20 protein-coding genes and 9 pseudogenes are annotated in these 25,913 nt (G+C 69.9%); 16 read left to right on the top strand and 13 right to left on the bottom strand.

The window, feature by feature from the left end:
- Positions 1–286 precede the first annotated feature (286 nt).
- A pseudogene (locus tag ACFY4A_RS40495) lies at positions 287–907 on the top strand (IS5 family transposase); the annotation flags it as partial.
- Between the two features lie 23 nt (positions 908–930).
- On the opposite strand, the pseudogene ACFY4A_RS40500 reads toward ACFY4A_RS40495, so the two are convergent.
- Positions 931–1,176 (bottom strand): annotated as a pseudogene (locus ACFY4A_RS40500) (RNA polymerase subunit sigma-24); the annotation flags it as partial.
- 990 nt (positions 1,177–2,166) lie between these two features.
- On the opposite strand from ACFY4A_RS40500, the pseudogene ACFY4A_RS40505 reads away from it, so the two are divergent.
- The 3 genes and pseudogenes from ACFY4A_RS40505 to ACFY4A_RS40515 all read left to right on the top strand — a co-directional run.
- A pseudogene (locus ACFY4A_RS40505) lies at positions 2,167–3,012 on the top strand (ABC transporter substrate-binding protein); the annotation flags it as partial.
- Positions 2,910–3,455: a transposase gene (locus ACFY4A_RS40510; protein ID WP_390834325.1), complete on the top strand. Its 546-nt coding sequence runs from the start codon at positions 2,910–2,912 to the stop codon at positions 3,453–3,455. The pseudogene ACFY4A_RS40505 and the gene ACFY4A_RS40510, both read left to right, overlap by 103 nt.
- A gap of 99 nt (positions 3,456–3,554) precedes the next feature.
- Positions 3,555–3,770 (top strand): annotated as a pseudogene (locus tag ACFY4A_RS40515) (IS5/IS1182 family transposase); the annotation flags it as partial.
- A gap of 556 nt (positions 3,771–4,326) precedes the next feature.
- On the opposite strand, the gene ACFY4A_RS40520 reads toward ACFY4A_RS40515, so the two are convergent.
- Entirely contained in the window at positions 4,327–4,866 is a 540-nt protein-coding gene (locus ACFY4A_RS40520; RefSeq protein ID WP_390834326.1) for a hypothetical protein, read from the bottom strand.
- Positions 4,867–5,885: 1,019 nt separating this feature from the next.
- Between ACFY4A_RS40520 and ACFY4A_RS40525 the strand changes: the two genes are divergently transcribed.
- Entirely contained in the window at positions 5,886–6,845 is a 960-nt protein-coding gene (locus ACFY4A_RS40525) for a helix-turn-helix domain-containing protein (protein ID WP_390834327.1), read from the top strand.
- 298 nt (positions 6,846–7,143) lie between these two features.
- Here ACFY4A_RS40525 and ACFY4A_RS40530 read toward each other — a convergent pair whose 3' ends face one another.
- The 3 genes and pseudogenes from ACFY4A_RS40530 to ACFY4A_RS40540 all read right to left on the bottom strand — a co-directional run bounded on the left by ACFY4A_RS40530 (position 7,144) and on the right by ACFY4A_RS40540 (position 9,581).
- Positions 7,144–7,446, bottom strand: a complete 303-nt coding sequence (locus ACFY4A_RS40530; protein ID WP_390834328.1) for a hypothetical protein — start codon at positions 7,444–7,446, stop codon at positions 7,144–7,146.
- A gap of 369 nt (positions 7,447–7,815) precedes the next feature.
- Positions 7,816–8,022 (bottom strand): annotated as a pseudogene (locus ACFY4A_RS40535) (SAM-dependent methyltransferase); the annotation flags it as partial.
- A gap of 278 nt (positions 8,023–8,300) precedes the next feature.
- Complete coding sequence (locus ACFY4A_RS40540) at positions 8,301–9,581, bottom strand: MFS transporter (RefSeq protein WP_390834329.1); 1,281 nt, start codon at positions 9,579–9,581, stop codon at positions 8,301–8,303.
- Positions 9,582–10,317: 736 nt separating this feature from the next.
- Here ACFY4A_RS40540 and ACFY4A_RS40545 point away from each other — a divergent pair.
- The 3 genes and pseudogenes from ACFY4A_RS40545 to ACFY4A_RS40555 form a co-directional block, all read left to right on the top strand.
- Positions 10,318–10,697: pseudogene (locus ACFY4A_RS40545) on the top strand (IclR family transcriptional regulator C-terminal domain-containing protein); the annotation flags it as partial.
- A 364-nt stretch (positions 10,698–11,061) separates the two neighbouring features.
- Positions 11,062–12,363 carry an MFS transporter gene (locus ACFY4A_RS40550; RefSeq protein ID WP_390834344.1) on the top strand — a complete coding sequence of 434 codons (1,302 nt, stop codon included), beginning with the start codon at positions 11,062–11,064 and terminating at the stop codon, positions 12,361–12,363.
- A 737-nt stretch (positions 12,364–13,100) separates the two neighbouring features.
- Complete coding sequence (locus tag ACFY4A_RS40555; protein WP_390834330.1) at positions 13,101–14,963, top strand: CocE/NonD family hydrolase; 1,863 nt, start codon at positions 13,101–13,103, stop codon at positions 14,961–14,963.
- A gap of 105 nt (positions 14,964–15,068) precedes the next feature.
- Here ACFY4A_RS40555 and ACFY4A_RS40560 read toward each other — a convergent pair whose 3' ends face one another.
- From ACFY4A_RS40560 to ACFY4A_RS40580, 5 genes are all read right to left on the bottom strand, one after another.
- Positions 15,069–15,230, bottom strand: coding sequence for a hypothetical protein (locus tag ACFY4A_RS40560; RefSeq protein WP_390834331.1), 162 nt, complete (start codon positions 15,228–15,230; stop codon positions 15,069–15,071).
- Between the two features lie 366 nt (positions 15,231–15,596).
- Entirely contained in the window at positions 15,597–15,755 is a 159-nt protein-coding gene (locus ACFY4A_RS40565; protein WP_390834332.1) for a hypothetical protein, read from the bottom strand.
- Between the two features lie 171 nt (positions 15,756–15,926).
- Entirely contained in the window at positions 15,927–16,394 is a 468-nt protein-coding gene (locus ACFY4A_RS40570) for a universal stress protein (RefSeq protein ID WP_390834333.1), read from the bottom strand.
- A gap of 314 nt (positions 16,395–16,708) precedes the next feature.
- Positions 16,709–17,593, bottom strand: a complete 885-nt coding sequence (locus tag ACFY4A_RS40575; RefSeq protein ID WP_390834334.1) for a universal stress protein — start codon at positions 17,591–17,593, stop codon at positions 16,709–16,711.
- A gap of 130 nt (positions 17,594–17,723) precedes the next feature.
- The gene (locus ACFY4A_RS40580; protein ID WP_390834335.1) at positions 17,724–18,425 is read right to left on the bottom strand and encodes a hypothetical protein; all 702 of its coding nucleotides are present in this window, start codon (positions 18,423–18,425) and stop codon (positions 17,724–17,726) included.
- 78 nt (positions 18,426–18,503) lie between these two features.
- Here ACFY4A_RS40580 and ACFY4A_RS40585 point away from each other — a divergent pair.
- The 5 genes and pseudogenes from ACFY4A_RS40585 to ACFY4A_RS40605 form a co-directional block, all read left to right on the top strand.
- Positions 18,504–18,809 (top strand): annotated as a pseudogene (locus ACFY4A_RS40585) (hypothetical protein); the annotation flags it as partial.
- Positions 18,810–19,045: 236 nt separating this feature from the next.
- Complete coding sequence (locus ACFY4A_RS40590; protein ID WP_390834336.1) at positions 19,046–19,477, top strand: DUF2267 domain-containing protein; 432 nt, start codon at positions 19,046–19,048, stop codon at positions 19,475–19,477.
- A 53-nt stretch (positions 19,478–19,530) separates the two neighbouring features.
- Positions 19,531–19,743, top strand: coding sequence for a CBS domain-containing protein (locus ACFY4A_RS40595; RefSeq protein WP_390834338.1), 213 nt, complete (start codon positions 19,531–19,533; stop codon positions 19,741–19,743).
- Positions 19,744–19,786: 43 nt separating this feature from the next.
- On the top strand, positions 19,787–19,873 hold the full coding sequence (locus ACFY4A_RS40600) for a CBS domain-containing protein (protein WP_390834345.1): 87 nt from the start codon (positions 19,787–19,789) through the stop codon (positions 19,871–19,873).
- Positions 19,874–20,200: 327 nt separating this feature from the next.
- On the top strand, positions 20,201–20,878 hold the full coding sequence (locus tag ACFY4A_RS40605) for a CBS domain-containing protein (RefSeq protein WP_390834339.1): 678 nt from the start codon (positions 20,201–20,203) through the stop codon (positions 20,876–20,878).
- A 26-nt stretch (positions 20,879–20,904) separates the two neighbouring features.
- Here the strand turns inward: ACFY4A_RS40605 and ACFY4A_RS40610 are convergent.
- The 3 genes and pseudogenes from ACFY4A_RS40610 to ACFY4A_RS40620 form a co-directional block, all read right to left on the bottom strand.
- Positions 20,905–21,072, bottom strand: a pseudogene (locus ACFY4A_RS40610) (IS5/IS1182 family transposase); the annotation flags it as partial.
- Positions 21,073–21,231: 159 nt separating this feature from the next.
- Positions 21,232–21,387: pseudogene (locus ACFY4A_RS40615) on the bottom strand (2Fe-2S iron-sulfur cluster-binding protein); the annotation flags it as partial.
- Complete coding sequence (locus tag ACFY4A_RS40620; RefSeq protein WP_390834340.1) at positions 21,384–21,566, bottom strand: hypothetical protein; 183 nt, start codon at positions 21,564–21,566, stop codon at positions 21,384–21,386. The gene ACFY4A_RS40620 and the pseudogene ACFY4A_RS40615, both read right to left, overlap by 4 nt.
- Before the next feature lie 438 nt (positions 21,567–22,004).
- Here ACFY4A_RS40620 and ACFY4A_RS40625 point away from each other — a divergent pair, with 438 nt between their 5' ends.
- From ACFY4A_RS40625 to ACFY4A_RS40635, 3 genes are all read left to right on the top strand, one after another.
- A complete protein-coding gene (locus tag ACFY4A_RS40625) occupies positions 22,005–23,744 on the top strand; it encodes an amidohydrolase (protein WP_390834341.1) in 1,740 nt (579 codons plus the stop codon).
- A 408-nt stretch (positions 23,745–24,152) separates the two neighbouring features.
- Positions 24,153–24,335 (top strand): hypothetical protein, encoded by a 183-nt coding sequence (locus tag ACFY4A_RS40630; protein WP_390834342.1) that lies wholly within the window; start codon positions 24,153–24,155, stop codon positions 24,333–24,335.
- Between the two features lie 128 nt (positions 24,336–24,463).
- Positions 24,464–25,702 carry a PP2C family protein-serine/threonine phosphatase gene (locus ACFY4A_RS40635; protein WP_390834343.1) on the top strand — a complete coding sequence of 413 codons (1,239 nt, stop codon included), beginning with the start codon at positions 24,464–24,466 and terminating at the stop codon, positions 25,700–25,702.
- Positions 25,703–25,913: the final 211 nt, after the last annotated feature.

Genomic DNA, 25,913 nt, shown 5'->3' on the forward strand with positions numbered 1-25,913 from the left:
AGGCCTTCAAGGTGATCTCTGATGCCTGATCACCCGTGCGGCAGCGGGTCGCCTGGAAATACCGGCGCGAAGGGCTCACCGGATTCCGGCACGGGCGGGTCACGGGTGGGATCACGGCGACCCTGCCCCGTCAGGGGCCTCATGCCCAAGCCGGCTGCCGTCCGCCGTCCGGTGTGGGCCGGGCCACCGTGCTGTGGTCAAGGGGGCCAGGGCCCGAAGACCGGGCCCTGTGACGGCCCCTCACCCGGCCGGCGTCGGCGTTCGGCAGGTCCGCCGAGGCTTTGGCTCGGGTATGACCTGCCGGCGCTGTCTGGCCGAGTGGACCGAGGCCGGCGTGTGGTCCCGGCCCCGGCTGCAGGAGGCCCTCCTCTCCGAACTCCGCAGCGCGAACGCCCTGGACTTCTCCCGGGCCGTGGTCGATGGCTCCCACATCCGGGCGTGAACGCGGGAGCCAAGACCGGGCGAAGCCCTCCCGTCGACCGGGGCAGGACGTGCAACAAGCATCACCTGATCACCGACGTCACCGGCATCCCTCTCGCCGCCACACTGACCGGCGGCAACCGCAACGACGTCACCCAGCTGATCCCACTGCTTCAGGCGGTACCGCCGGTGAGCGGCAAGCGCGGCAGCCGATTCCGTCGCCGCCGGACGTGGTACTCGGCGACCGGGGAATACAGCACGGCAAGTACCGCCGCCTCGTCCGGGATATCGGCGTGAGGCCGCTGATGACCCGCCGCGGCATCGAGCACGGCTCCGGCCTCGACGCCCAACGATGGGTCGTGCAGCGCGCGTTCGCTCATCTGCACTGGTTCTGCCGCCTGCGGATCCGCTGGGAGGTACGCGACGACATCCACGAGACATTCTCACTCTCGGACGCGCGCTCATCTGCTGGCGGCGGCTGCACGCTCTGCCGAGCGAGGCCCTAGCCCTACGTGCCCACGGCCGCAGCTTCTCCGGGTTGCGGACCGCCCAGATCCGGGTGACGCGTCCGTCGGAGACGTCGAACGAGGCTACGGTCATGACGACGCCGGCACGCTGGGCCACCAGGCCCGGCGCACCGTTGACCGACCGCTCCAGGAGTTCGAGCCCCGGAGCCTTATCGGCCATGGCGGCCATGTAGTGGGCGATGCGCGCGCTGCCCTCGACAGGGCGCCGGACGGTGCCGACCGCTCGCCCTGGCCTGTCTGGCACGCGTCAGGTTTCTCAGGTTTCCTTACTCGCCTCGGTCCAGGTCGTGCTCGGCATCGCGCACGTCCCGTAGTCCATCTCCCTCTGGGCGTCTTGATGTTCGGTCTGAGCGTGCTGGCGCTGGCCCGGCGCTAAGGTCCGATACGGGGACCGCCGGGATCAACTAGGACGCTTCTTGCGAATCATCTGATCGTTGGTCTGAGTGTGCCGTTGACTGATGCCCAGTGGGCACGGATCGAGCCGTTGCTTCAACGCGTAGCCGATTCCCCCAGATCATCGCCGCCCGCGCGGCACGGGCCGATGTCGACCAGAGGGAAGACTCCGTGTGCCGTCAGCCGTGACGGAGGGCCGGGCTCGACTCGTCATCCCGCGCAAGCCAGACGACTCCGCTCTGGCGGACGTCTCGGAAGGATACTGCGGCTTGCGAACCACTCGGACGCATGACCAATGAGGTGGGGGAGGAGAAGCGCTGCCTGGCGAGCCTTGTCCGGACCTGCGCTATCACGATCGGACTGCTCGCGACCGAACGATCCGAGGCGTTGCGGGAGCGGATGAGGCCCTTGCCGCCCGGGATGCCGCCCCTCGGAGTGGTCGCTCTGCCCCGCCCCACGAGGGGAACAGGGAACAGAAAGGGGCCAGATTCTCGGGATGACCGGCCGATTGTCGCGGTGAGCTGCGGGATTGCCGGCCATGATGCGAGGCCCGCACGCCGGTCACCCCGCGGCGGTGGACCGTCTGGACCTGGGCTGTAGGTTTCTCGGTGTGGGTCGTGTGGTGAGCCGTGGCAGTTCCTTCAGGAGCTGTTTTCGGCAGGACCGACCGAAGCCCGTCAGGCTCGATCGGCGGTGCGAGGACCGGCTGGCGGCCCAGGGGATGGGGCGTTCGAAGCCGGTCATTTCGGCTCGGCTGCTCTCGGCGCCGTTCACTCTGCGATCCGGGCACCCTGCTACCGAATCGTCACTCGGGAGACGCCAACGCATGAACAGGCCACCATCGCCGCCTGGGGCGGAGCGGACTGACGGATCATCCGTCCAGATCGGCGCTCTCGTTCCGCTGACTCGGCCTGGCTGGGTCGAGGCAGGCCAGCACTTGCTCGCTGGGCTCGAGCTGGCCGTTCGCGAAGTCAACGATGCCGGCGGGATCGTCGGAAGACCACTGGAGCTGGTGGTCCGGGACACCGCGGCTGATCCGCAAAGGGCCGCGGCGGCCGTAGAGGAATTGGCTCGCCTGGGCGTGGCCGCCTTGGCGGGGGAGTATCACAGCGTCGTCGCTCGCGCCGCTGCTGCCAGGGCCGACGCCCTCGGCCTGCCGTTCCTCTGCTCGTCAGCGGTTCTCGACTCGCTCACCGAACAGCCGACGCAATGGGTCGCGCGCCTGGCCCCGGCGCAGTCCCACGGCTGGCAGATCTACGCAGACTTCCTCCTCGGCGCGGGCCACAGCCGGATCGCCGTTGCAGCCGAGCCGAGTGTCTACTGGGCATCCGGGGCCCGCATTCTGCGGGACTACCTCGCTCCACGCGGCGGCGCCGTCATCGAAATCGACACGCGCGCGCTCGCCCCCGCGGCGGTGTGCGACGAACTCGTCGGCAATCGCGCGACAGCGCTCCTTCTTCTGGTCGGGCATCCGGAGCCGGCAGTGTCGATCGTCAAGTCTGTCCGCCGCGACCAGCGCCTCGCCGGAATCATGATGGGTGCTCCGGCCGGGCAACCGGAGTTCGCCGAATGGGCGATGTCGCTGGGCGACGACAGCGCCGCGATCCCGTTCTTGCGCTACCTGCCCGAGCGCCTGAGCCCACTGGGTGCACGAGTCGAGACGGCCCTGCGTGCGCTGGAGCGGTCCGCCTAGGCCAGGCGGACGATGCCGCCCAGGTCACCGCCAGCCAACTCCGCGAAGTGGTCGGCCGGTTGACCATGGCCGGGCACTGGCGGCCGGGCGACCCCGAGATCCTGATCGTCATGGACAGCGGCTACGACGTCGCCTATCTCTCCCACGTCCTGGCGGACCTGCCGGTCGTGCTGGTCGGACGTCTGCGCTCGGACCGCGTCATGCTCCGCGACGCCGGTCCCCCCGCTCCGGGCCGAAAGGCGGGCGGCCCCGCAGGCACGGCGGCGTCCTCACCCTCGCCAAGCCCGACACCTGGCACCAGCCCGACGTCACCACCTCCACGGACACCACCCGCTACGGCCCGCCGAGGCGACGGCCTGGGACCGGATGCACCCCAGACTCACCCACCGAAACCCACACGTCTGCTTGGATGTCGGGGATGACAGGCGGCCGCGGCCCTCCATCTGGCCGGTGCCGTCCTTGTCCAGGCCGACCAGCGATACGAGACACGGAGTGCCTGTCCCGCCTGCTGCCCCGTGTACCGGCGCCGCATCGGCACGCCGAAGGGATTGCGGGCGCTGGGGCCGTTTTGCCAGGCCGTGCTGGTGCTGCGCTGGTTTCGCGAGCGCCGACTGCGTGCACTGCCTGGCCCGCGACGCGGGCATGTCCCAGGCCACCGGGTACCGCTGCCTGCACGAGGGCCTCGACGCCCTCGCTGTCCAGGCCTCGACCTGCACGAGGTCCTGGACCGCTACCGACGTCACCGCCGCCCGGATCCATGCCCTGCCCACCGTGTACACGGTCGCGACCGAGGGCCTGCCCGCCCTCGCCGACAAGGCCTGTATCGGCGCCGGGATCGGCATCCTCGTCCCCATCGGGCGCCTCAAGGGCCGCTCGGTGTCTTGGGCGGGGAAGTGTCGTGTGGTCGCTTGTCACTCCACCTTGTCCTGTTGCGTGAGGCCACGGGCCGGGTCGGGGGAGAGGGGTACCAGGTGTGCGGCTTTTTGCTTTTCGTCACCCGTTCGGGCTCACCCGGTCGCCGTGAAGGAGATCGGTGGCGGTTGCTGGGGGACACCGCCAACTGGGGGTGTTTCAGGGGGAGTCCCCTTTGGGGTGAACCGGTGAAGCAGGAGGGCGTCAGCGCGTGCAGCCGGGCAGCGCCTTCTGGCCGGTTTTAGTATGGCGTGTAAGGCGCGTGGACCGTGAAGCACTGGTCAGGTGTGGGCGCCACGTGCCGGTGCCCGGGGGCGAGAGCAGAACCCCGGCCCGATTGCGGCGGGCCGGGGTTCTAGATGGTTTGCATGATGCTCTGGTTTAGAAGTCGTCGAAGAAGAAGTCGTCCTTGCGGTGACCGACCACCCGGAAGCTGGCCACCACTCCGTCCTCGACGAACACGCCCTCGGCGTGTCCGGGCTTGACGCCGTTGGCTTCGCTGCGGGGGCCGACCGTGGCGACGGGAGCACCGTTGTCGCAGGCCGCGCCGCGGAAGACCTCGACGGTCCGCTTGCTGTCGTTGCGGATGTTGAGGCTCTTGGAGCCCAGGCCGCTCACTACGGTGATGCAGCCGTCCGGGACGGCGGAGTACGTCCGCTCGTTGATGTGGATCCTGCCGATCTTGTGGTGGCGGCGCTTGCCGTGCTCGCCGTGTTCGCCGCGCTTGCCGTGCTCGTTGCCCTTGCCCTTGCCCTGTGCGGACTCGCCGCCCATTGGTGCGTGGGCCGGAGCGGGCGCCTGGTCGACGGCGGCCGTGGCCGTCTGGGGCGCCGATGCGGCGGCGTAGGTGATGCCGGTCGCGGCGAGTGCGGAAGCGGCGGAGATGGCCGCGGTGACGGCGGTGGATCTGGTCATGATCATGGTGCCTTGCTCCTCTCTCTGAGAGGCCGGCTGTAGCAGTCGGCGTGTGATTGAACGTACTGACGGCCCCCAAAGCTGTCATTTCGGGCATATCGGAGGGGCTGGTGTGGGGGAGCCGAACGGGGTACCCAGAGCACCCGCAGGCCCGCCTCCGGTCTGCTGACGGCACGTCAATCAATCCAAAATGGTTGGTAGATTGATGAGGGATTAGGCCTTCAAGGTGATCTCTGACGCCCGCTCACCCATGCGGCAGCGGGTCGCCTGGAAATACCGGCGCGAAGGGCTCATCAGGTACCGGGACGGGCGGGTCCCAGACCAGATCACGGCAACCTGCCCCACCGGGGCCTTGCGCTCGTGCCGTCCGCCGTCCGGGGTGTACCGGGCCGCCATCCCGTGGTCAAGGGGGGTGGGGGCCCCAATGCCGGACCTTATGACGCCCCCTCACTCAGCTGGCGTGCTCGCGCTGAATTCCCCAATCCACGCGAGTTCTGTTCTGCGCGCGGCATTGGTGCAGGTCACACCGTCGCCCAGCTGACGAGGCGCTCCTGCACGGCCGGCGGTGACACATCGACAGCCTGGACGGGGCTCGCTGTCCACGTCAGCGCCTCGATTCAAGTCCCCTTGCCCGCGTACGGCTATGGTGTCCGTCAAAGCGGAACAAGCTCAGGAGAACCCGACCTATGCTCCGGGCCTCGGCCGTGCCCGCCGGGTAGCCGACAACCGAACCCTCGCTTCGCGGCTACAGGACCCGCTCAGCCGCCCGAAGCGAAACGGAGAAGCTAGGCATGTTCGCGCCAAGCTGAGTGCCGTAGTATCCGTACGACGATTGGACGGGGTGTGCCGGTGGGCGGGCTGTTGTCCGGGCCAACGGCCGGGGTACGGGGGACGGAGCGAACGCCACCGTAGCCGTCGTCGGGGGTGTACCTGCGCCGCGCTCACCGCCGGACCACAGCGGGGGAAGGGGCCCCCGCTCGGCGGTCTGGGCCGCTCGTCCCCGTGAGGGGGATGACACAGTGTTGGTGACGGAGTTCCGGACCCTGGATCTGCCGGCGGCCGAGAGGTTCGCGTCCTGGTATGACATGACGGCCAGCGCACTGATACCCAGTGTGGTCCGCAGTGACCATGAGGGGGACTTCCGGGCGAGTGCGCGGGTGCTGGACCTGGGTGGCGTCCAGGTGTCGGCGCTGGCCTACCCGTCGCTGGAGACACGTCGGACGGCGAGGATGATCCGGCGCTCCGACCCCGAGACCGTGCAGTTGATGCTGACCCTGCGCGGGGGCCATCGGATCCTTCAAGGCGGCCGGGACACCACCAGCGGCTCCCGTGAGGTGATGCTCTTCGACACCTCGCGCCCCTGGCGCGGCTGGGCAAGCGCGGACCCTGACACGGTGGAGGGGGTGTTGGTGCAATTCCCTCGGGCGCTGCTGCCGCTTCCGGCGAACAAGGTCGAACGGCTTACCGGGATGCGCCTGTGCGGGCGTGAGGGGGTGGGCGCCCTGCTGTCCGCCTACCTCACGCAGCTCAGCGCGGGCGCCGCCTCGTACACCACGGCGGACGGCCCCCGACTGGCCACCCTCACCATCGACGTTCTCACCGCCTTCCTGGCACACCACCTGGACGCAGACGCACTGGTGCCGCCCCCGAGCTACCGGGGGGCCCTGCTGCTGAAGGTGCGTGCCTTCATGCAGCAGAACTTGGCTGACCCCGGACTGTCCCCGGCCATGATCGCGGCAGCCCACAACATCTCCCTGCGCTCCCTGCACCGGCTCTTCGGGGAGGACGGCGCGACCGTCGCCGGATGGATCCGCGCCCGACGGCTGGAACGCTGCCGCCGCGACCTGACCGACCCTCTCCTGTGCTCCCGACCGGTCCGCGCCATCGCCGCCCGCTGGGGATTCACCAACCCCGCGCACTTCAGCCGAGCCTTCCGCGCTGCCTACGGGACCAGTCCCCAGGAGTATCGCCGGCAGTACCAGTAGTGCCGTCGCGTCCCTGGCACGCGCTGTCAACGAACTGGCGCCGAGCGACAACGACATCCCGATCTTCACCTGCGCTACTCGGAGCGTCTCGCGGAGGGGCCGGAGGCGGAAAGCCCGGCTCGAGCCCCGCGTGCAGTCACCTCCACAACGGTGACGCGCCACAAGGAAGGCCCGTCCCTCACCCTTCCGTTCTAGTGGTCGTCGCAACACCCCAGCTCAGGGGAGGCGACGGACCTCGGGATCCGGGAGAGCCGGACAGTTCAGGGGCCCACGCCTCCATGCGCCGACCGCACCACGATCACTCGATCAGGACCCCCGTTCTCGCGGCTTGGGCGGGCGACGCAGTCGCGAGCGGAACAGCCGTACTGACGCCGACAACCGTGAAGAGAGCCGCCAGGGCCGGGACGATCCTGCGGATCCCTTTTCGCGGGCTTATGCGCAAAGACACCTTTTCGCTCAGACGTCGAGCGAGATCGACTTGGTGGTAGATTTTTTGGTGCAACTTGCAGGCGTAATAAAGCACATGGTCGACAGGTACGCCGTTGTCGATGAGTGCCAGGTACTTGACGATGCGTGCGGCGCTGCATTCGGAACGGTGCACACCTCGGCCCTGACCGATGCGGGTGCGGCGGGAGCTGACGCGTAAGCGGGTGGAGCCGCTTGGTGGCTTGACAGATATGGCAGCCTCGCAATCAGCGGTAGCGCTTTCCCGGCCCCCGCTTGTCTGGCTGCCGCCAAATCATGTGGCTATGGGCGATGACCGTAGCGCACGGTGATGCTCATAAATGAGTCGGCCTGCGCGTGCTGTGCGGGAGCGGCTGTGTCCGGCCGGCGCGGGGTGTGCCGGCCGGACGGAGGAGGGGTCAGGCGAGTGCGAGGAAGAGTTTCTCCAGCTGTTCCCGTGTCATGGGCGGTGTGCCGGACTTGTCGGTGAGGCACTGCCGCATCCCGCTTGCCACGATCTTGAATCCGGCCCGGTCCGGCAACCGGCGTCCAGGATCCGACGGCCGGCCACATCTCCGGCGAGAGCTAGCATCGCGGGCCGCTCGTAGTACGCGTTCACGAGGCTGTTCTCGTTCTCCGCCGAGTACGCCTCGGCGAAACTGTCGTAGTCATTCGCCTGGTCCCGATCTGCAGACTGGGCGAAATTCTCGGGCACGTCGGATACGCGTTCCATCGCCGCAGCCTAGTCACATGATCCACCGGACAGAGGGGCTTTAGCGTCGTAATGCCTTGCGCTGAGACAGGACCGCAGGGCCTGGGCGGCCCCTGCACGCAGCGCCCTGGGCAGGGGCCGTCATCCCGCCTGCCGTGCGGTGGAGGGGCGAAACGTGCGGCGCACGGTGCGCCGGCAAGGCTGTGACCTGCCATGGTCGGGCGCGCGGCGCCCGTGGTCGGGTGCCGTACCGGAGCGGGAGCACCGGCCCGGTCAGCGCCTCATGCTGAATGGACCGGTCAGGCCTTGTGGCGGGGTGGCGATGTCCTGGCTCGGAGGGCCGGGTCGTTGCGCAGTCGTAGGAAGGTGACGAGCAGGATGAGCGCCTGCAGCAGGGCGCACGCTCCGATGAGACTGTCCAGGTACGGCGGCGGGGTGAGGGCGAGCAGGATGCCCGCGATGGGGAAGGGCAGCAGCAGGAGCAGGATGGTCAGGGAGAGGGTCGTGCCGAAGGCCGCGGGTGGGATGACCTGCGAGCGGAGGGTGCGCAGGACGATGGTGAGCCCTCCGTCGGCGGCCATGAAGAGGGCTATGAGGGTCACGTAGCCGGTGTAGGAGGGGGCCTGGGGCACGGCGAGGCAGGCGGCGGCCGCGACGGTTGCGCTGATGACGCCGACCCCCCACAGGCCGAGCCGGTCAAGGCCGGCGCGGCAGCAGGCGACCGCGACCAAGGTAGCGGCCGCGGCGATGGACCAGAGCGCGCCGGCGGCGGCCGCGGAGTGGCCGAAGCGGTCCTCCACGAGGATGGGGCTGGCCGATTGCAGCAGCCCTAGCGTGAGGTTGGAGCAGGCCAGGCCGGCCACGAGCCGGCGCAGGGACGGCAGGGAGCGCAGGGTCTGCCATCCTTCCCGCAGGCCACCGTCCGGCGCCGGTCCGCCACGGCGTGCGGCGCGCAGGGGAGTGGGCGGGGTCCGCAGGGCGAGTGCGGCGGACAGGAAGGACAGCACGCTCAAGCACGCGAGCATGCGTGTCGGGCCGGTGAGCAGCAGGACGCCGCCCAGCGCGGGGCCTATGAGGGTGGCCGTCTGGTCGATGCCGATCAGCACCGACTGGACCTTGTGGGTCTGCCCGTCGGTGCGGCGGCTGACGATGGCGCCGACCGCTTCGTTGGCGATGAAGCTGAACTGTGTCAGCGCCCCGGTCACAGCGGCCAGTGCCATGACGGTGACGGTCTCGGCCGTACCCGGCGGCAGGACGACCAGCATGGCAGCGGCGCCCGCCACCAGCAGGGCGCGGGCGAGCGAGGCGATGAAGCAGACGATCGCCGCGCCGCTGCGGTCCACCAGGGTGCCGGCGAAGCCGAACGCGGCCACCCGGGGTATCCACTCCAGTGCGAAGGCCAGGCCCGTCAGGGACGCGGAGCCGGTGGTGGCCAGCACCACGAGCGGCATGGCATAGGTCGACATGGAGTAGGCGAGCGCGTCGCACGCGCGTGGTGTGTAGACGCGCCGGAACAGGCTGCCTGTGGGGAGGGCAGCGTGCCGGCCGGCCGGCTGGACCTCATATAAGGGGACTGTCACGACGTTGGGGGGCTTTCGTTCAACGGAGGAGGGGACGGCCAAGGTGTTGCCCGCCGCTCACGCGGAGGAGAACGCCACAGTCGCCGAAGCCATGGGAATGACATGACGCTGCACGTGATCTCCGCTCGAAACGTTGCGAGTGAACAGAGGGGCGGGCCCGCCACAGGGGGTAAGCGGGACCGCCTCTGTCTTGGTGCCGCCCGCGTACCTCTCCCGGAGTGCAGGCGGCGCGAGCCGCCGGGGCGCTGTGTTCCGCGCGTTCCAGGTCCTGCCTGTCGCAGGTGGCGGCTCATCCTACAAGATCACCAAGCTTGGCTCGCATGGAAGCAGGGGGCTCAATGCGCCGGGCCGGCCCCACTGGAAAGTCCCGCTTCCGGCCAACGGCCCGCTGGCCTCCAGCCACTGTGGTCGGGTCATGGGGTGACAGGGACTGTGGTCGGGTCCATGGTCGGGTGGCGCGCAGCGGCTGCGGGGTAGTGGGCTGCCGCTACGGCCTGGCCCGGGCCGGCGGCGACTTCGACCCGCGCGACGACGCCCGCCTCCTCGCGAGGCTGTGGCAGCACCCTGCGCACCCGCGCCGCACTCACCGCGCCCGCCCGCACCACCGATCCCAACAGGGGAGACCCTAGAGCACGCACCGGACGCCGCTCCTTGACGGGCGAACGTTGTCTGCCGCGGCACCAGCAGTTGCCGCCGCCGCCAACTTCGACGACGACCCCACCCCGCTACGCGCCTGCGCCATGTAGGCCGTCGGCTGCCCGCGCACGTGGGAGCGCTCGGCAAGGCGCTGCTCGCGGCGCGCCCGGACTCCGAACTGCCCGACGGCCCCTGCGAGCAGGCCACACCGACCGCGCCTCACTCGCCGCGGACCTGGCCCAAGTCCGGGCGCGCGGCTACTCGATCGACCGCGAGGAGGGAGTCGCAGGCATCGTCGGCTTCGGCTTCGGCTTCGTGCTGCGCTACGACTCGCCCGCGCAGGAGGCGATCAGCCGCTCGGTGCCGGTGGCCCGGCTGACCGAGCGGTACGAGCGGCAGGCCGTCGCCGTGATGAGCGGGATCCGCACCAAGATCGAGGCCGCGACCCCCGGCGCGAGCGGTACGCCCGACTGGCGCTGACGCCGCCGCGCCCGCACGGCTCGGTCTCGGGCGCCGCACTGGCTCGTCGGCCGCGCCTACCCACCTCGCCTCCGAATCGTCGCTGACCTGCGTAAACACACCCCATCGAATCAGATGCAGGCATCACTCGTGCCCAGAACTCTCGACGCCAAACGCAATATGACACAGGTCACACCACCCCGCCTTTGTTGTGCATGCCCGCGCTTGATACAAATTGCCCCGCGTTCCTGTCCGTCGACGGTCGCCCATCCCCCTCCTTTCTCCACCCCTGCCCCTGTCGCTTTCGCATGCCCTGGGAACGCCCGTGTCCTCCCCCGCGCCCGCGCTCTCGCGCGGTTCCTCCTGGCCCCTCGTCGCCCTTTTCATGGCGGGCTACCTCGCGCCCTATTTGTTGCCCACCGTCGTCGGCCGCCTCGGTGACCGGCTGGGCCTCGGGCCCGCGCAGGCGGGCCTCGTCGGCAGTGCGCTGCTGCTGAGTTCGGCCACGGCGGGCTTCACGCTCGCGGCGCGCGTCGAGCGGTTCGGGCCACGGCGTCTGGCCCGCTCCGGGCTGCTGCTCGCCGCGCTCGGCTACGGCTGCGCGGCCCTGTCGGACAGTGTGCCGGTGGTGGTCGCCGGGGCGATGGCGGGCGGCTTTGGCTCGGGCACGGCGACGACGGTCGCCGCGTCGGGCATCGCGGCCCAGCGTGACCCGCACCGCACCTCGACCTTCGGGCTGCTGAGCGTCTCCGCGCTCGCCGGCGCCCTGTATCTGACGATCCCTCACCTCGGGCCGGGACACGGGCTGCCGTTCGCTGCGATCGCGCTGACCGCGCTGCTGGTGTGGCCCGCGACGGGCCGGCTCGCCGGTGCCGTGGTGCCCGGTCACACGGCGGTGCCGCGCGGCACGCTCCCCTACCGCCGCTCGGGACTCGTCCTCGCGGGCTCGATGCTGTTCTGGTCCATGGCGCAGAACTCACTGTGGGGCGTGAGCGGCCGGATCGGCCTGCACCAGGCAGGGCTGAGCGAGGTCACCGTCGGCGCGGTCTTCGCGACGGCCCTGGGCGCCGGGCTGCTCGGCGTCATCGGCGCGGGCGCGCTCGGGGCGCGGCTGGGGCGGGCGCTGCCGATCGGGGCGGGCACCGCGCTGATCGCCTGCTGCATCGTGGTCAGCGCTTCGGCGGACGGCCTGCCGTCGTTCGCGACCGGCGAGATCGCCTGGAACACCGCCTACCCGATCGTCCTCTCGTACCTCATCGGGCTGGCTGCCTCACTCGACGCGCGCGGTCGCTGGGCGGTGCTGGCCGGGTCCGCGTCCTCGCTGGGCACCGCGTGCGGCCCGCTCGTCGGAAGCCTGCTGTCCGCGGGCGCCGGCTACCCGGCGATGGGCCTGGTGCTGGGCGCCGGGCTGCTCCTGCTGGCGCTGCCGCTGACGGCGGTCGCCCTGCACGCCGGCGGACGGCCGCTCGTCCCCGGTGCGGTCCGGCGCCGGGGCGGCGCCCCGGCCGCGGTGGTCGCGGCCACGACGGGCACCGCGTCCGGCACGGTGCCCCAGGTGGGCGCCCCGGAACAGCCGGTCGTCGAGATCGAGGTGCCGGTCACCGGACCGGCGCTGGACCGGCAGGCGTTCGGCACCGCGGGCCCTCGCGGACTCGCCCCCGCGGAGGCGGCCCCGAGCACCCACTGAGGCGCCGGACAGCGTGTACTGGGCGATGCCAGTGCCGCGCTCGCTCCCAGCTTGCCGGGGATCCTCTCCTGGGGGAGGAGCGGTCGCCGGTAGCGGCTCCACGGGCGGTGCCGACCGGCTGGCCGGCACCCACCCCCCAGGCTGAACAGTGCCGCCAGAGCCAGGGGCACGAGAACATCCAGGCGCGGGGTGAGCAGGCGAGGGAGGATGGTCGCCCGCATGCGATGGCCGCCGAGAGCAGGGCCGCCGCGCCCAGAGTTCTGGCGAGCGGTCGCAGCGCGAGTCAGTGGCCGCTACGGCAGCGCGCGGCTTCGGCATCGCATCCCCGTGCACGACGTCGACCAGGGGCCGCTACGAGCGCCGTGTCGGGCAAGCACCGGCCGTGCTGCGGGGGAGGGCGGACGGCCGAACGCCGGTCGGACACCGATCACATGCGACGACCCTGCCCGCGGGCGCGCCCGGGCTCCGTCGCTTTACGCGCTCCCGTGAGCCGCCGTGACCAGCACCGGTCGGGGCATTGGCGACCACACCAGCAACACGTCGCTCACACCGCCCTGTTGACGCGTGTCAATGATGATCATAGGCTGCCTCGCCGTCGGCTCCGGCGCGCCCCCGGAATCCAGATTCCGTCCGTCTGCGCGCGGCCGCCTCTCGTCGACCCGTCGACGGCGGGTCCGGGGTCGCTGCCCGACAGCACCACCTGCACCGCCCCGTACCGACAACTCCGGGAGGAGCAAGTGAGAAGACGTCACGCGGCCGCCTGGGCCGCCTCAGCCGTCATCACCACCTTCGCGTTGACCGGCACGCTCGCCGGACCCGCCGCCGCAGCGCCCGACGCGGCATCCGGGTCCGCCACCGCAGCGCAGGCCCGGTCGGAGGTCGTGGCCACCGCGACCGACCCCGTCACGCACGAGGAGAACGACCGCGTCCCGGAGGGCTCGCTCTGGACGCAGCACTACTTCCCGTCCTCGGACGGCAGCGGGGTCGAGTTGCACGCCGACGTACTGCGCCCGGCAGGCCTGCCGGCGGATGCGAAGACGCCGGTGATCCTGTCGGTGGGCCCGTACTTCTCCCACGCGGGGGAGACTGCTCCCGCGGGGTGGGACCGGGTCGGGCCATCGGCGCGCTTTCGGGATTTCATCGACGGCGCGCGGCTCATGGAGCGTGGATACACCTTCGTGATGGTCGACCTGCGCGGCTTCGGCGGCAGCACCGGGTGCCTGGACTTCCTCGGCCCGGGGGAGCAGGCTGACATCAAGGCGGCCGTCGAGTGGACAGCGAGCCAGCCGTGGTCGACCGGCAAGGTCGGCATGTACGGCAAGTCGTACGACGCCAACACCGGGCTGGCGGCCAATACCCTCAAGCTCAAGCCTCTGCGGGCGATCGTTTCCCAAGAACCGACGTGGAACAGGTACAACTACCTGTACAGCAACGGGGTGCCGCGTTCCAACGTGACCAGCACCCCGCGGAGTTACTACTCGATCGCGACGATGGCGCCGCTGGACGACGACAGCGACCACTACAAGGCGAACGCGGGGTACGAGAAGAACCACCCCGAGTGCGAGAGTGACAACCTCACCAACACCCAGAACCCCGACCCGAAGTCGCCGTTCTGGCGTGCCCGCGACTTTGCCTCCCGCGCCGCCGGATCCCAGACGCCGCTGTTCGTCACGTCGGGCTTTATCGAGGACAACACCAAGCCCGAGGAGATGCAGAAGTACCTGGCCAACCATCAGGGCCCGCAACGTGGTTGGATCGGCCAGTGGGAACACGTGCGCGGCAACGAGACCAATGCCAGGGGCCAGCTCAAGATGGGACGGGCGGGCTGGTTCGACGAGGTGATGCGGTTCTACGACCAGTACCTCCGCGGCATCGAACCCTCGGTGACCGACCCGGCGTTCTCCCTCGAGGACAGCCTCGGCCACTGGCGCGCCCAGCCGACCTGGCCGGTGACCAACGACTCGTACAAGGCGCGGCTGGCGCCCGGGCAGTACGTCGACGACGGCGGCAAGGCGCAGAAGGCCGCCCTGTCGATGACGGCGCCGGAGTCTCAGGGCTGGGACATCGAGTACGCGCCGGAGGCCGGCTCGCTGACGACCGACCAGACGAGTGCGCTCAGCGCCGACGCACCCGCCAATAGTTACTGGACCTGGTCCACGCCCGCCGCTGAGCAGGTGCGGATCACGGGCAGCCCGGAGATCACGCTGAAGACCAGAGGTCAGGGCAACGTCTGGGCACGGCTGTGGGACGTCGCTCCGGACGGCAAGGCGACGATGTTCAACGAGAACGTCGCACTGCTGGAAAGCAGCGGATCAACCTCCTTCGCCCTGAAGGCGACGGACTGGACCTTCGAGCAAGGGCACCAGTTGGGAGTCCAGATCGGAACCATCACCTCAAAAGGCTGGCGGAGCGTTCCCTCGGGTGAGACGATCACGGTCTCCGACGCGCGGCTCGCCCTCGAGGTGCAGGACCCGCGATTCGACTCGCCGACCCAGGGTGACCGCTCGCCGTACCTGGACACGTACGTGAGGGCCAACACCATCACGCTGAACAACGTCGGCACCCCCACCTTCCCGCTGAGCATCTCAAAGAACGGATGACCTAGCGGCTGCCCGGCACCCGCCGATGCGGGTGCCGGGCAGCGTGGCGTATCGCTGGCGACGGTAATCAAGGTTCAGGCCGAACGACCATCTGGCCGGTGGTATTCAAGCCGCCATCACCGTGCACGCTGCGGAAGGCTTGGGTCCGTGGCCGGCCTCGAAGGGCCGGATCCTTTCTCGCATCGCCTCGATCTGCTCACGTTTGGCAGTCTTCTCGCGCGCCAGACGATTTTGAGCAGCCTGCAGGCGGGCTTCGGCGACAGCCACCGGTCCACTCCCACCGGGCGGGTGCCTACTGTGTTGTCCCCGCGCCGGGTGCGCTCGAGGAATTCCTCGTGTTGGCGCGATCGCTGTGGCGTCGAGTCCGCGCGCGGCCTCCTTGGCGAGTACCTCTTCCAAGGCCCTGCGCAGTCGGCGCTCGCGGTAGCGGGCGGTCTCCCTGTCGACGATGCGCCGGGTCTGCTTGGAGCAGAGCCGGTGCAGCGTGTCCTCGGTGCCCTCGCCGCCCAGGCAGAGAAGGGCACCGGAGCCGGAGCGACAGGGCCGAGGGTCGGGGACAGGCCGAACTCGCGGACCATACGAGCGGCGATCTGGGGTGGCACCGACCAGGTCGTCGGCGGCGCCGGTCCACCCCTAGCCGAAGACGACCGGCTCGCCGGCGCGGCCGCCGAGTCGGACGGTGGGCAGGTCGGGCTGGTAGCTCTCGCTGTACCGTTCGGCTCCGGGGAGTTGCTCGATGGCGCCCAGGGCGGCGGGCCCGGAGGGCAGGATGGTGACCTTGGCGACCGGCACAACACCCGGCTCGAATGCCAGACGCCGGGCATCGCCGCCGACTCCGGCCAGGGGGAGCCGACTGCCTGACCCACAGCCCGGACTGAGGGAAGCGTCCTGCGTTCCAGCAGGGTGTGAGTCGAGGTCATCGAAACCGCCAACACGCACGAGTCGCGGACCGTCGGAACCGGGTCATGCGGGCCCGCCGGACCGCCCTCCTCGCGATTCCGGGCGCACGATGACAACCGGGCACCTGGCATGCGCAGCGACGTGCTGGCTGACGGATCCCAGCAGAGCTCGGGCGAACCCGCCCCGCCCTCTGCTGCCCACCACCAACGCCTCAGCCCCCTCGGCGGCCGTCAGAAGCACCTCGACGGTGTTGCCACGGACCACAAGCGCCCTGACCGAGGCAGCTTCCTCGGCCCCCAGCACTTCGCTCAGCTCCTGGCTCAGCCATTGCCGGGCGACTGCCTCGTCGAAATCGGCATCCACGGCCAGAGCCGACCAGCCGTACGCGCCAGGCAGATCCCACGCCGCCACCACGTCCACGGTTCCGCCGACCAGTCCGGCATACCGCACGGCCCAGCGCAGCGCCGCGTGCGAGGACGGCGAACCGTCGACGCCGACCACGACACGAGGCTTGGAAGTGTCCGTGCCCATACGTCTCACCTCTCCTGCGGGCCTGTCGCCGGCCACGCCGAATGCCGTCCTTCACCTCCACGCTGCGCGACTCCGTGGTGGAGCGCCAGGGAAGGACGGCCGAGTGGGCCGTGTGAGCCGCTCAGTGGGCCGATCGGCCCCTGGCTCGCTGCGACGAGTCGGAAGACTGGAGAAAGTAGGCGGCGAACAGGCCGTACGAGCCGATGCTTCGCCGGGCGAACGGCACAACAGAGGGGCGAGGAAGGCACCGCCATGGTCGACGTCGCGACCTGTCCGCGCTCCGCTTCATCGCCTCCGTCGGCGAGGCGCGCAGGCTATTGGTCGTGCGCGTCCGGGACAGTGATGACCGGGCAGCGCGCGTGGTGCAGTACGCCCTGACTGACGGAGCCCAGCAGCATGCCGGTGAAGCCGCCGTGCCCGCGTGTGCCCACGACCAGGCCGAGGGCGTCTTCGGAGGCCTTGGTGAGTATCTGTACCGGGTGGCCCCGCACGACCTCATGGTGCACTTCCACCTCCGGATGGGCCGCAGAACGCCCGGCAACTGTCTCCGAGAGCAGCCGACGGCCCTCCTGGACGGCCGCGCCCTCGTCCGGGCCCCCGAGACGCGAGGGGTGCCACACGTACAGGGCCCGCAGGACCGCGCCGCGCAGGGCAGCCTCTTCGAAGGCGGCGTCGACGGCGGCCGCGGAATGAGGGCTGCCGTCGACCCCGACCACGAAGTACGGCCGCTGCTGGGTGATGTGCTCCGACTCCGGTACGACCACCACGGGACAGGACGCGTGGGCGATGAGCGGCAGGGCGACGGCGGCGGAGGTGAAGAGCCCCTGGAGAGCACTCAGATGCCAGGAACCGAGCACGACCTCCTTGGCGTGCTGTGCCTGCTCACGCAACACCCACGCAGGGTGCCCCTCCGCCAGCAGCCCGGACACCTGCGCCCGGGAGTGCCGCGACTCGACGAAAGCCACCGCGTCCTTTACCAGGCGATCCCCCGTTGCATGCAGTGCCTCGTTCCACTCCTCCCAGGACGGGTGCCCGCCCGTCGGCCGGTACCCGGGGGTCGGCAGGTTCTGCGCGAGGACCAGCAGCAGCGGCAGGCGGCGCCGGTCCGCCGCGTCGGCGGCCCAGGCGAGCGCCATGCGTTTGCCAGGATCGGGGTCGAGGCCGACCACGATCGGAGTACGTCCTTCGGTATGCGTCATAGCGACTCCCGAGTTGTACTACGGCCGACCCGTCGGCCCTGTGCCTACCGGTAGTGGCGGCCGACTCCGCCTCTTACGCTGCGACGGTGCGAGGCGGTGGCGAGAGGGGCCGTTACTCGGAGGGGGGAGATCAGGCCGTAGTGGCCGTCGTAGCGGTGGTACGGAACGTTTCCCCGCCCGGTGGTGTCGTCGGAGACGAACGCGAACGGCGATCCGCTGATGTCCAGCCGCTGCTTCGCCTGGCCACGTTCATCCGGGGTGCGGGGAGGTCGCTGACGGTGAGCGGCACGGCCACCGGGCCGACGAGGTGGGGCTGGGGGTGCACCTGGGCGAGGCGGTAGCCGGTCGGGCCGGACCGGTACAGCACGCTGTCCCCACCGGTGCCGATGTCCATCATACCCAGCTCGAAGGCCGCCTCGTCGGGTGACTCGTGGGCCAGAGAGAAGGACTTGTGCCGTACGACCTGGCGTTCCTCGGCCGGGCGGGGGAAGTAGTCGGGGCGGTGGGCGGGCTCGCTGTCGTGCCGCCACTCGTGCGGGCCCGGTGCGGGTCTGCGGCCTCGGCGGGCCTCCCAGTGCTCCTCCAGGCGCTTCAGCCGTACAGCGAGCCGGTCCTGCAGCAGGTCGACGGCCTCGGTGACGGTTGTGGCGGCGACGTGTGCCCGGGCAAGGCGCCCGTTGACGTCCAGGTTGGCCTGGGCGAGCGCCGGTCGTTCCATGGCGGGGTTCGCCATGTGGGTCAGCTTGGCACGGGCGAAGAGGACCGGTTCCTGTGTCCGGCCGGTGAGCGCCCGTACCTTCTCCGGCGCGTATTCGATGACGCCGGGCGGCATCTGCCCCTGGGTCTCCCCACCTGGATCCAAGGAACCCGCTGTGGTGCCGACCGCTTCATGTCAGCCCTCCTCGCGCCAGACCTCGATGTCGAGACCCTGACCTCACTGGAGAACGTCCTGCTCGGCTTCCCCGGCTGCGTCATGGTCACCGCCCACGACCGGCGGTTCCTGGACCGCACCGCCACCCACATCCTCGCCTGGGAAGGCGGCGCCGACTGGTTCTGGTACGAGGGCAACTTCGCCGACCAGGAGGCCAACAAGACCGACCGTCTGGGAGCCGAAGCGGCGAGCCCGCACCGCATCACTCACCGCCACCTCACCCGCCACTGGGTCCATACCGCCGCAACATGTGCGCCTCAGGTGCTCAGCGCATGGTGCCCGTGATGCTGCGCTGTGGTGCGGCTGCCAACCGGTTCCGTCCGCAATAGCATGGAACCTGGGCAGGAAATGAGAGGCCACCGCGCCCATCTTTTGATGTGCGTGCGAGACGCCACCGGGCCGGTGCCGCCAGCCGCCGCTTCTGAACAAGCCGACCTTCTCAGCGGACGCATACCGCCCGCGCGGAGGCGCCGCATCTGGCGAAGTGCATGAACGCCAGGACAGACTGGAAGGGAAAATCCATGCCCACCACACACCCACCGGACTTCGAGCACGCCATCCACAGTGCGAACATCTGGCTCAAGGCGGTGTCGGAAGCTCTGGAAACCGAGGACCGCCACGTTGCCCACCGCATCCTGCGCTCTTGGCTGCACACGTTTCGTGACAGGCTCACCGTCGACGTGGCCGCTCACTTCGCCGCGCAGCTACCCGAGCTGCTGAGGGGCGCCTACTACGACGGCTGGGACCCCAGCGTGGTACCGGTCAAGTACGACCGCGAAGGCTACGTGAACCGCTTCGTCCAGGAAGCCAAGGTCAGCGCCGAGGAAGTCCCTCGGATGGCCGCCGCGGTCACCACCGTCGTACGCGAGCACGGCTCGCCCGGGCACCTGGAGGCGGCACTGGAACAACTCCCGCAAGACATCCGCGCTTTGCTCGTCCAGCCGACTGCCTGACCGAGCGGCTGCCCGTGCGCGGAGGCGGACGCTGCCGAGAGCAGGGATCAAGGTTGCAGATCCAGCATGTGATGAACACGCCGCCGACCAGTGTGCTTGCGACGGAGTCTCTTGAGGATGCGGCGCGGCTCGTGGCCGATGCCGGCGTTGGTGCCCTGCCTGTGGTGGACGGCGACGAAGTGATCGGCATCGTGACCGATCGAGATCTTGTGGTGCGGGCGATGACCCGCAGACTCGGGTCGAAGCAATCATGTCCCCGGCCCTGATGACCGTGGAGGCTGATACGGCCGTCGCGGTCGCCATCATCAAATGCGTGCAGTCCAGGTGCGTCACCTTCCCGTAGTGGCCGAAGGGCGCCTCATCGGCATGATCTCCTTCGACGACCTGTTCTGGTAGCTGACGCAGGACCTGGCGGACCTGGCTGCCGTGATCGACGCCGTCCGGAGGGTACCTGAGAACTTTCACGGTACGAAGCAGGCGCCGTGCTCGACAGCTGAAACCCGTCACGCACACCAATCGGCGCGCATAAACAAATCGGGCATACAAAGAGGAGGATCACCCGCTTCTGGATGGGGAATTCCTGCGGCCAGGCGGTCCCGTTTCACATCGGCATCGGGGACCATCGGCCCCGGAAGGGACCGTACACAGGAGGAGCACAGTGGAGAGGTGGGGGTGAATTGGCGTCCACCGTGCACGACGCGCAGGCAGGAAGGAGCTGCGACGATGACCGCCCAGCACAACACCGTCAGCGAAGTGATGACACGCGATGTTGTCACCGTTCGACCGGACACCCCGTTTAAGGAGATCACGTCCGTCCTGTCCAGCCACGGCATCAGTGCCGTGCCCGTGGCCGACGAGCATGGTGCGCCGATGGGGCTGGTGTCCGAAGCCGATCTGCTCCGCAAGCAGGCCGAACAGCCCGAAAGGTACGGCGGGCAGGCGGCACCACCCGGGTGGCCGCATGAGAAGGTCAAGGCACGCGCGGAGAACGCCGCCGGGCTGATGACTTCCCCCGTGGCCACCGCTCACGCCGATTGGTCGGTCGCCCGGGCGGCCCGTGCGATGGACCGCCACCACGTGAAGCGATTGGTGGTCGTGGACGAGACGGACCACATCATCGGCATCGTCAGCCGGCCGGACCTGCTGCGCGTCTTCCTGCGTCCCGACGAGGAGATACGCCAGGAGATACGCGACGAAGTACTGACAGCGATACTGCGGCTGAGCGGACAGGAGGTGCAGGTCCACGTTCGCGACGGCGTCGTCACCCTGCGCGGCGAGGTCGAGAAGCGCAGCACCGCCCAGATCGCCGAACGGCTCGCCAAGGGAGTGGACGGCGTGGTCACGGTCAGGCCGATGATCGACTACGCCATCGACGACAGGGCCGCCGAGGACCAACCCTAGTGAGCGTTTGGTTCTTGCTTGTCCGTTCATTTGACTGAGGTGCCGCGCCAGTTCGGGGTTGCTTCGTGGGTGAGGCGGTGGGGCATGAGGTTGATTGCGGCCAGTTGGATCATCGCGACTGATCGGTGGGTGTGGGTCTCGTAGTCGCGGGCCAGGCGGCGATGGTGCATGAGCCGGCCGAGGGTGCGTTCGACGTCGGGGTGCCGGGCCGTTTCGGACAGGAACAGTTCGCTGCAGACCACGAGCGGGCACGCGTCCAGAGCCGCGGCCACCCGGTTGGTGTCCGGGCCGGTGGCGGCAGCGCCGGATGTGGCCGGGGTCACGCAGGCCGCCGCGATCTGCCCATTGGCGCGTACGAGACACGTACGGCACGATCCGGCAGGGCTGAGCAGGTCGTCCGAGCAGAGCGCGGGCAGTTCGATCCCGGCCGCCCGCGCCGCCGCGAGCAGTGAGGCTCCCTCGGGAACGGCAACGCCCGTGCCATCGACCTTGAGCTCGATTCCGGTCATGGCCCCCACCTCGCCAGTGGTTCTCCGTAGGCGCGGGCGAGGCTGAGCACAGCAGGCGGGATGCGCCGCCCGAAGGCGCACAGGCTGCGGCGCCTGACGAGGTCGGTGCGCAGGTCGACCAGGACGCGCAGTTCGCGCACGCGCTCGTCGATGCGGACGGTCCAGGCCGGGGGTGGCAAGTGCAGCGTGAGCGACCGCGGCAGCGTCGATGGGATCGGACTTGGAGCCGGTGGCAGCGTGCAGCTTGCGGTGAGCCGCCATCAGCCGGGTGGGAACCCAGACCACCTCGTGGCCGGCCAGCAGCAGACCGTCGGCAAGGCTCCGGGCGCAGCCGCGGCCGTCCTCAATGGCCCAGGTGACCGGCATGCCGTCGGCGATCATGGTCACTCCGCCGCTCAGCTGCGCGAACCGGGTCGGGCGCAGCACAGCCGCCTGGTTGCGGTTCGACCAAACGACGGAAGACTCGGCCGATTTGACGGTGCGGCAAGACGTTTCTTTCAGCGTGCACACACCTTGACCTGACGGATTTCCGCTCACTAGTTTTCGATCACTGAGCGTTCGGCAGCCACCCCCCGGTCATGCCCAGCCACGCCCGCGCCCCACCCTGGGAGGCACCCATGTGCAACGCTTGCTGCCCGATCCCGCCCGGACCCCGTATCGACCGGGCCCAGTTCCTCAAGCTGCTCGGCGCCGGTGCCGCAGCGGCTGCCGCGCCGGCGGCCTTCGCGGGAACTGCAGCCGCCACGACCCGTAGTGCGGCCACGGAGGGCGGTGCCCTGGTCGTGGACAACATACGGGGATACACCATTGCCGACGGCCGCCTGCGCCGGTTCTCCCGCATGCTCGTCACCTCCGGCGGCAAGGTCGCCGCCCTCGACCCGGGCGCGGTGCGCGGCGCCCGCCGCATCGACGGCCGGGGACGCGTACTCCTGCCCGGCCTGCACGACGCCCACGGGCACCTCTGGGGCCTCGGCGAGCTCGCCGTCCAGCTCGACCTCACGGGGACGAAGTCCCTGCAGGAGGCTGTGGACCGGCTCGCCGCCTACGCCACGGCGCACCCGGAGATGACCTGGATCCAGGGCCGGGGCTGGAACGAGGTGATCTGGGGTCTGGGGCGGTTGCCCACCGCCCGGGACCTGGATGCCGTTGTCTCCGACCGCCCCGTGTGGCTGGTGCGGGTCGACGGCCACGCGGGCGTGGCCAACACCAAGGCGCTGCAGATTGCGGGCGTCACCGCCGACACCCCCGATCCGTTGGGCGGCCACGTCGAGCGCGACGCATCCGGCAACCCGACGGGCGTACTGGTCGACGCGGCAAAGGAGTTCGTCACCTCCAAGCTGCCCGTGCCCACCTTGGACGACGTCCGGATGCGCGCCCTGGCCGCACAGGCACGGCTGGGCGCCGTCGGTCTCACCTCCGTCTCGGACGCCGGCACGAGCGCGGACGGCGTGGTGGTCCTGCGGCAGCTCGCCGACGAGGGGCGGCTCACCCTCCGCGTGAACGCGTTCCTGGACTTCGACGCCTTCACCGAGGTCGGTGCGGACGCCCGTACCGACTCCTACGCGCACGACATGCTGCGCGTGCGCACGGTCAAGCTGTACATCGACGGCGCTCTGGGCAGCCACGGTGCGGCCCTGATCGCGCCGTACAGCGACATGCCGTCGACCAAGGGGCTGCTCCAGATGGAGCCCGCCGAACTGAACCGGCGGGTGGAGCGGGTCCTGCTCGGCGGCTACCAGGTCGCGGTGCACGCCATCGGAGACATGGGCAACCGCGTCGTGCTGGATGCCTACGAGAACGGGTTCCGCACCGTGGGAGACCAGAAGCTGCGGCACCGCATCGAACATGCGCAGGTCGTCGCGCTGGACGACATCCCTCGCTTCAAGCGGCTGGGGATCATCGCCTCCATGCAGCCGGTGCACGCCACGGACGACATGAACATGGCCGAGACCCGTGTCGGCTCCGAGCGCATCAAGGGCGCGTACGCCTGGCGCACGATGCTCGGCCAGGGGACGGTCGTCGCGTCCGGCTCGGACTTCCCGGTCTCCTCCTCGAACCCGTTCGACGGCCTGCACGCCGCGGTCACCCGTACCGACCGGGAAGGCAGTCCGGCGGGCGGCTGGTACCCACAGCAGGCGATGACCCCGGTCGAGGCGCTGCGGTCATTCACGCTCGACGCGGCGTACGCGGCCCACCAGGAGAAGGTCCTCGGCAGCCTCGAGCCCGGCAAGTGGGCTGACTTCATCCTCGTCGACACGGACCCGTTCGACCTGCCGAGCGGACGTGCGCTGTGGCAGACGAACGTCCTCCAGACGTGGGTCGCGGGCCGCCGGGTCGGGGAGTACGGCGCGCTGTGACGGACGGATGAGATCCTGCCCCTGCCCCTGCCCCTGCCCCTGCCCCTGCCCCTGCCCCGGCCCCTCCTCCGGTCTGCCGCTCCATTGACCGTCGCCGACAGGGACCGCCCCGAGGCCGCCCGCACAGTGAGTGCGGGCGGCTTTGGGCAGCCCGTCATATGACGGGGGGGAGGCGCTGGGATTGGCGGTGAACACCCTCGACCCCGACCGCCTCCCCACAGCTGCGAGAGCTGCGCTGCGGCCGTATCCATGAGCGTTTTCAGCGTTGTCGCTCCAGGCTGACCCGTCGCTTGTGGTGCAAGACGTCTGTACAAGAAGTACTCGCTCCCGGACAGGCCCTTCTCCTCGGGCGGCCCGGGGATGCTCGGGCCCCACAAGATTCGCGCTTCCGTGGGGGGACGGGCACACATGCTCCGTACCTACGATGCTCTGGTTGTGCCGCACCCGGCCCGGTCCACCGCGCTGCGCCGTCGGCTGCAGTGGCTGTCCGTCCGGCTGTGGTGGCACCCGTACTGGGCCGGGCCGGGCCGCATGCCGGCCGCGCGGGCCGAACTGCGCCATCAGGTCCGTGCCCTGCACGGACAGCGGTGAACGGGAGGCCGGAAGGCTGACCGAGCGGGAAGAAGAAAGTCTCCGCTCTGCCGCGCTGGTGTGTTGGCCGGCAACGCACATAGTGGAATCTGGGACCAGGGGGGGGCGGACGGGAAGGGAGAGCGCCTGTGACGACACCGCTGATCGACTACGAGGCGTTGTTCGGGGCCACACCCAGTCCGTACCTGGTGCTGGGCCCCGATCTTGTGATCGTCGACGTCAATGCGGCGTACTGCCGTGTCACCTTCCGTTCGCGGGACGACCTGATCGGCCGGCACATCTTCGAGGCGTTCCCCGACAACCCGGCGGACCCCGAGGCCGACGGGGTGCGGAACCTGAGCGCATCCCTGCACCGGGTCCTGCGCTTCAGAGAGCCGGACACGATGGCGGTGCAGAAGTACGACATTCCCGTGTCCGACCGCCCCGGAGTGTTCGAGGAACGGTGGTGGTCCCCGATCAACACTCCCGTTCTTGGGCCGGACGGACGGGTGGCGTGGATCATCCACCGCGTGGAGGACGTGACGGCGTTCGTGCTCTCCCACGGTGACCGGCCACAGCCGGACCTGGCGCTCACCGAGCGGCAGGCCATGGAAGCCGAACTTTATGCGCGGGCGCGTGAGCTCCAACTGCTGAACGAACAGTTGCGGAAGGCCCACGCCCGGGAACGGCAGGTCGCCGTCACCCTCCAGGAGGCCATGCTGCAGGCCCCGGACCTGGTCGGGCACCGGAACATCGCGGTGCGCTATCTGCCCGCCGCGAAGGGGCTGAACGTGTGCGGGGACTGGTACGACGTGGTGGACCTGCCCGACGGCTTCTCCGTCGCCGTGGGTGACGTCGTCGGCCACGGCCTGGAGGCTGCCGCCGTCATGGGCATGCTCCGCAGCGCACTGTCCGCCGCCATCCGCGCCCTGCGCGAGCCTGCCCGGGCCATGGAAGTGCTGGGCCTGTACGCCCGCTCCGTGGAAGGAGCACTGGCCACCACCGCGATCAAAGCCGTCGTCGACACCCACCGACACCACATCACCTACAGCAGCGCCGGCCACCCCCCACCCGTCCTGACCCGCGCCGACGGCACCTTCGTACTGCTCGACCAGGCCACCGACCCGCCGCTGGGGGCTCGCCCGCAGCACGTCCCGCGCCCTCAGGCCGCCCTGCCCTACACCCCCGGCGACACCCTCGTCCTCTACACCGACGGCCTCATCGAACGCCACGGCGAGGACATCGACGCCGGCCTGCACCGGCTCACCGACATCCTCACCGCCAATCCCCGCCTCGACCCTGAACCCCTGGCCGATACCCTGCTTGCTCGCTTCGGGGTCAGTGGCGGCGGGGACGACGACATCGCCTTGATCGTCGTCCGTCTGTAGCCCCACCCACGGCACCGGCGCTTCACGGCACTCCCCATGGTGAGTCAGACCAGACCACTTCGTCACCCTGTCCCGGCCCACCGTCTGCCCGTACAGCCACGACGACCGCGGTGGTTTCCCAGCTTCGCTGTCGGCGTGCGTTCGCACGCCGGGCTCCGCAGTTGCACTGTGGTAGTCATGGGCGCGAGGAACCAACGTGTGACGGGCCTCG

The sequence above is a fragment of the Streptomyces sp. NPDC001292 genome (genome assembly GCF_042896465.1).
Lineage (GTDB): Bacteria > Actinomycetota > Actinomycetes > Streptomycetales > Streptomycetaceae > Streptomyces.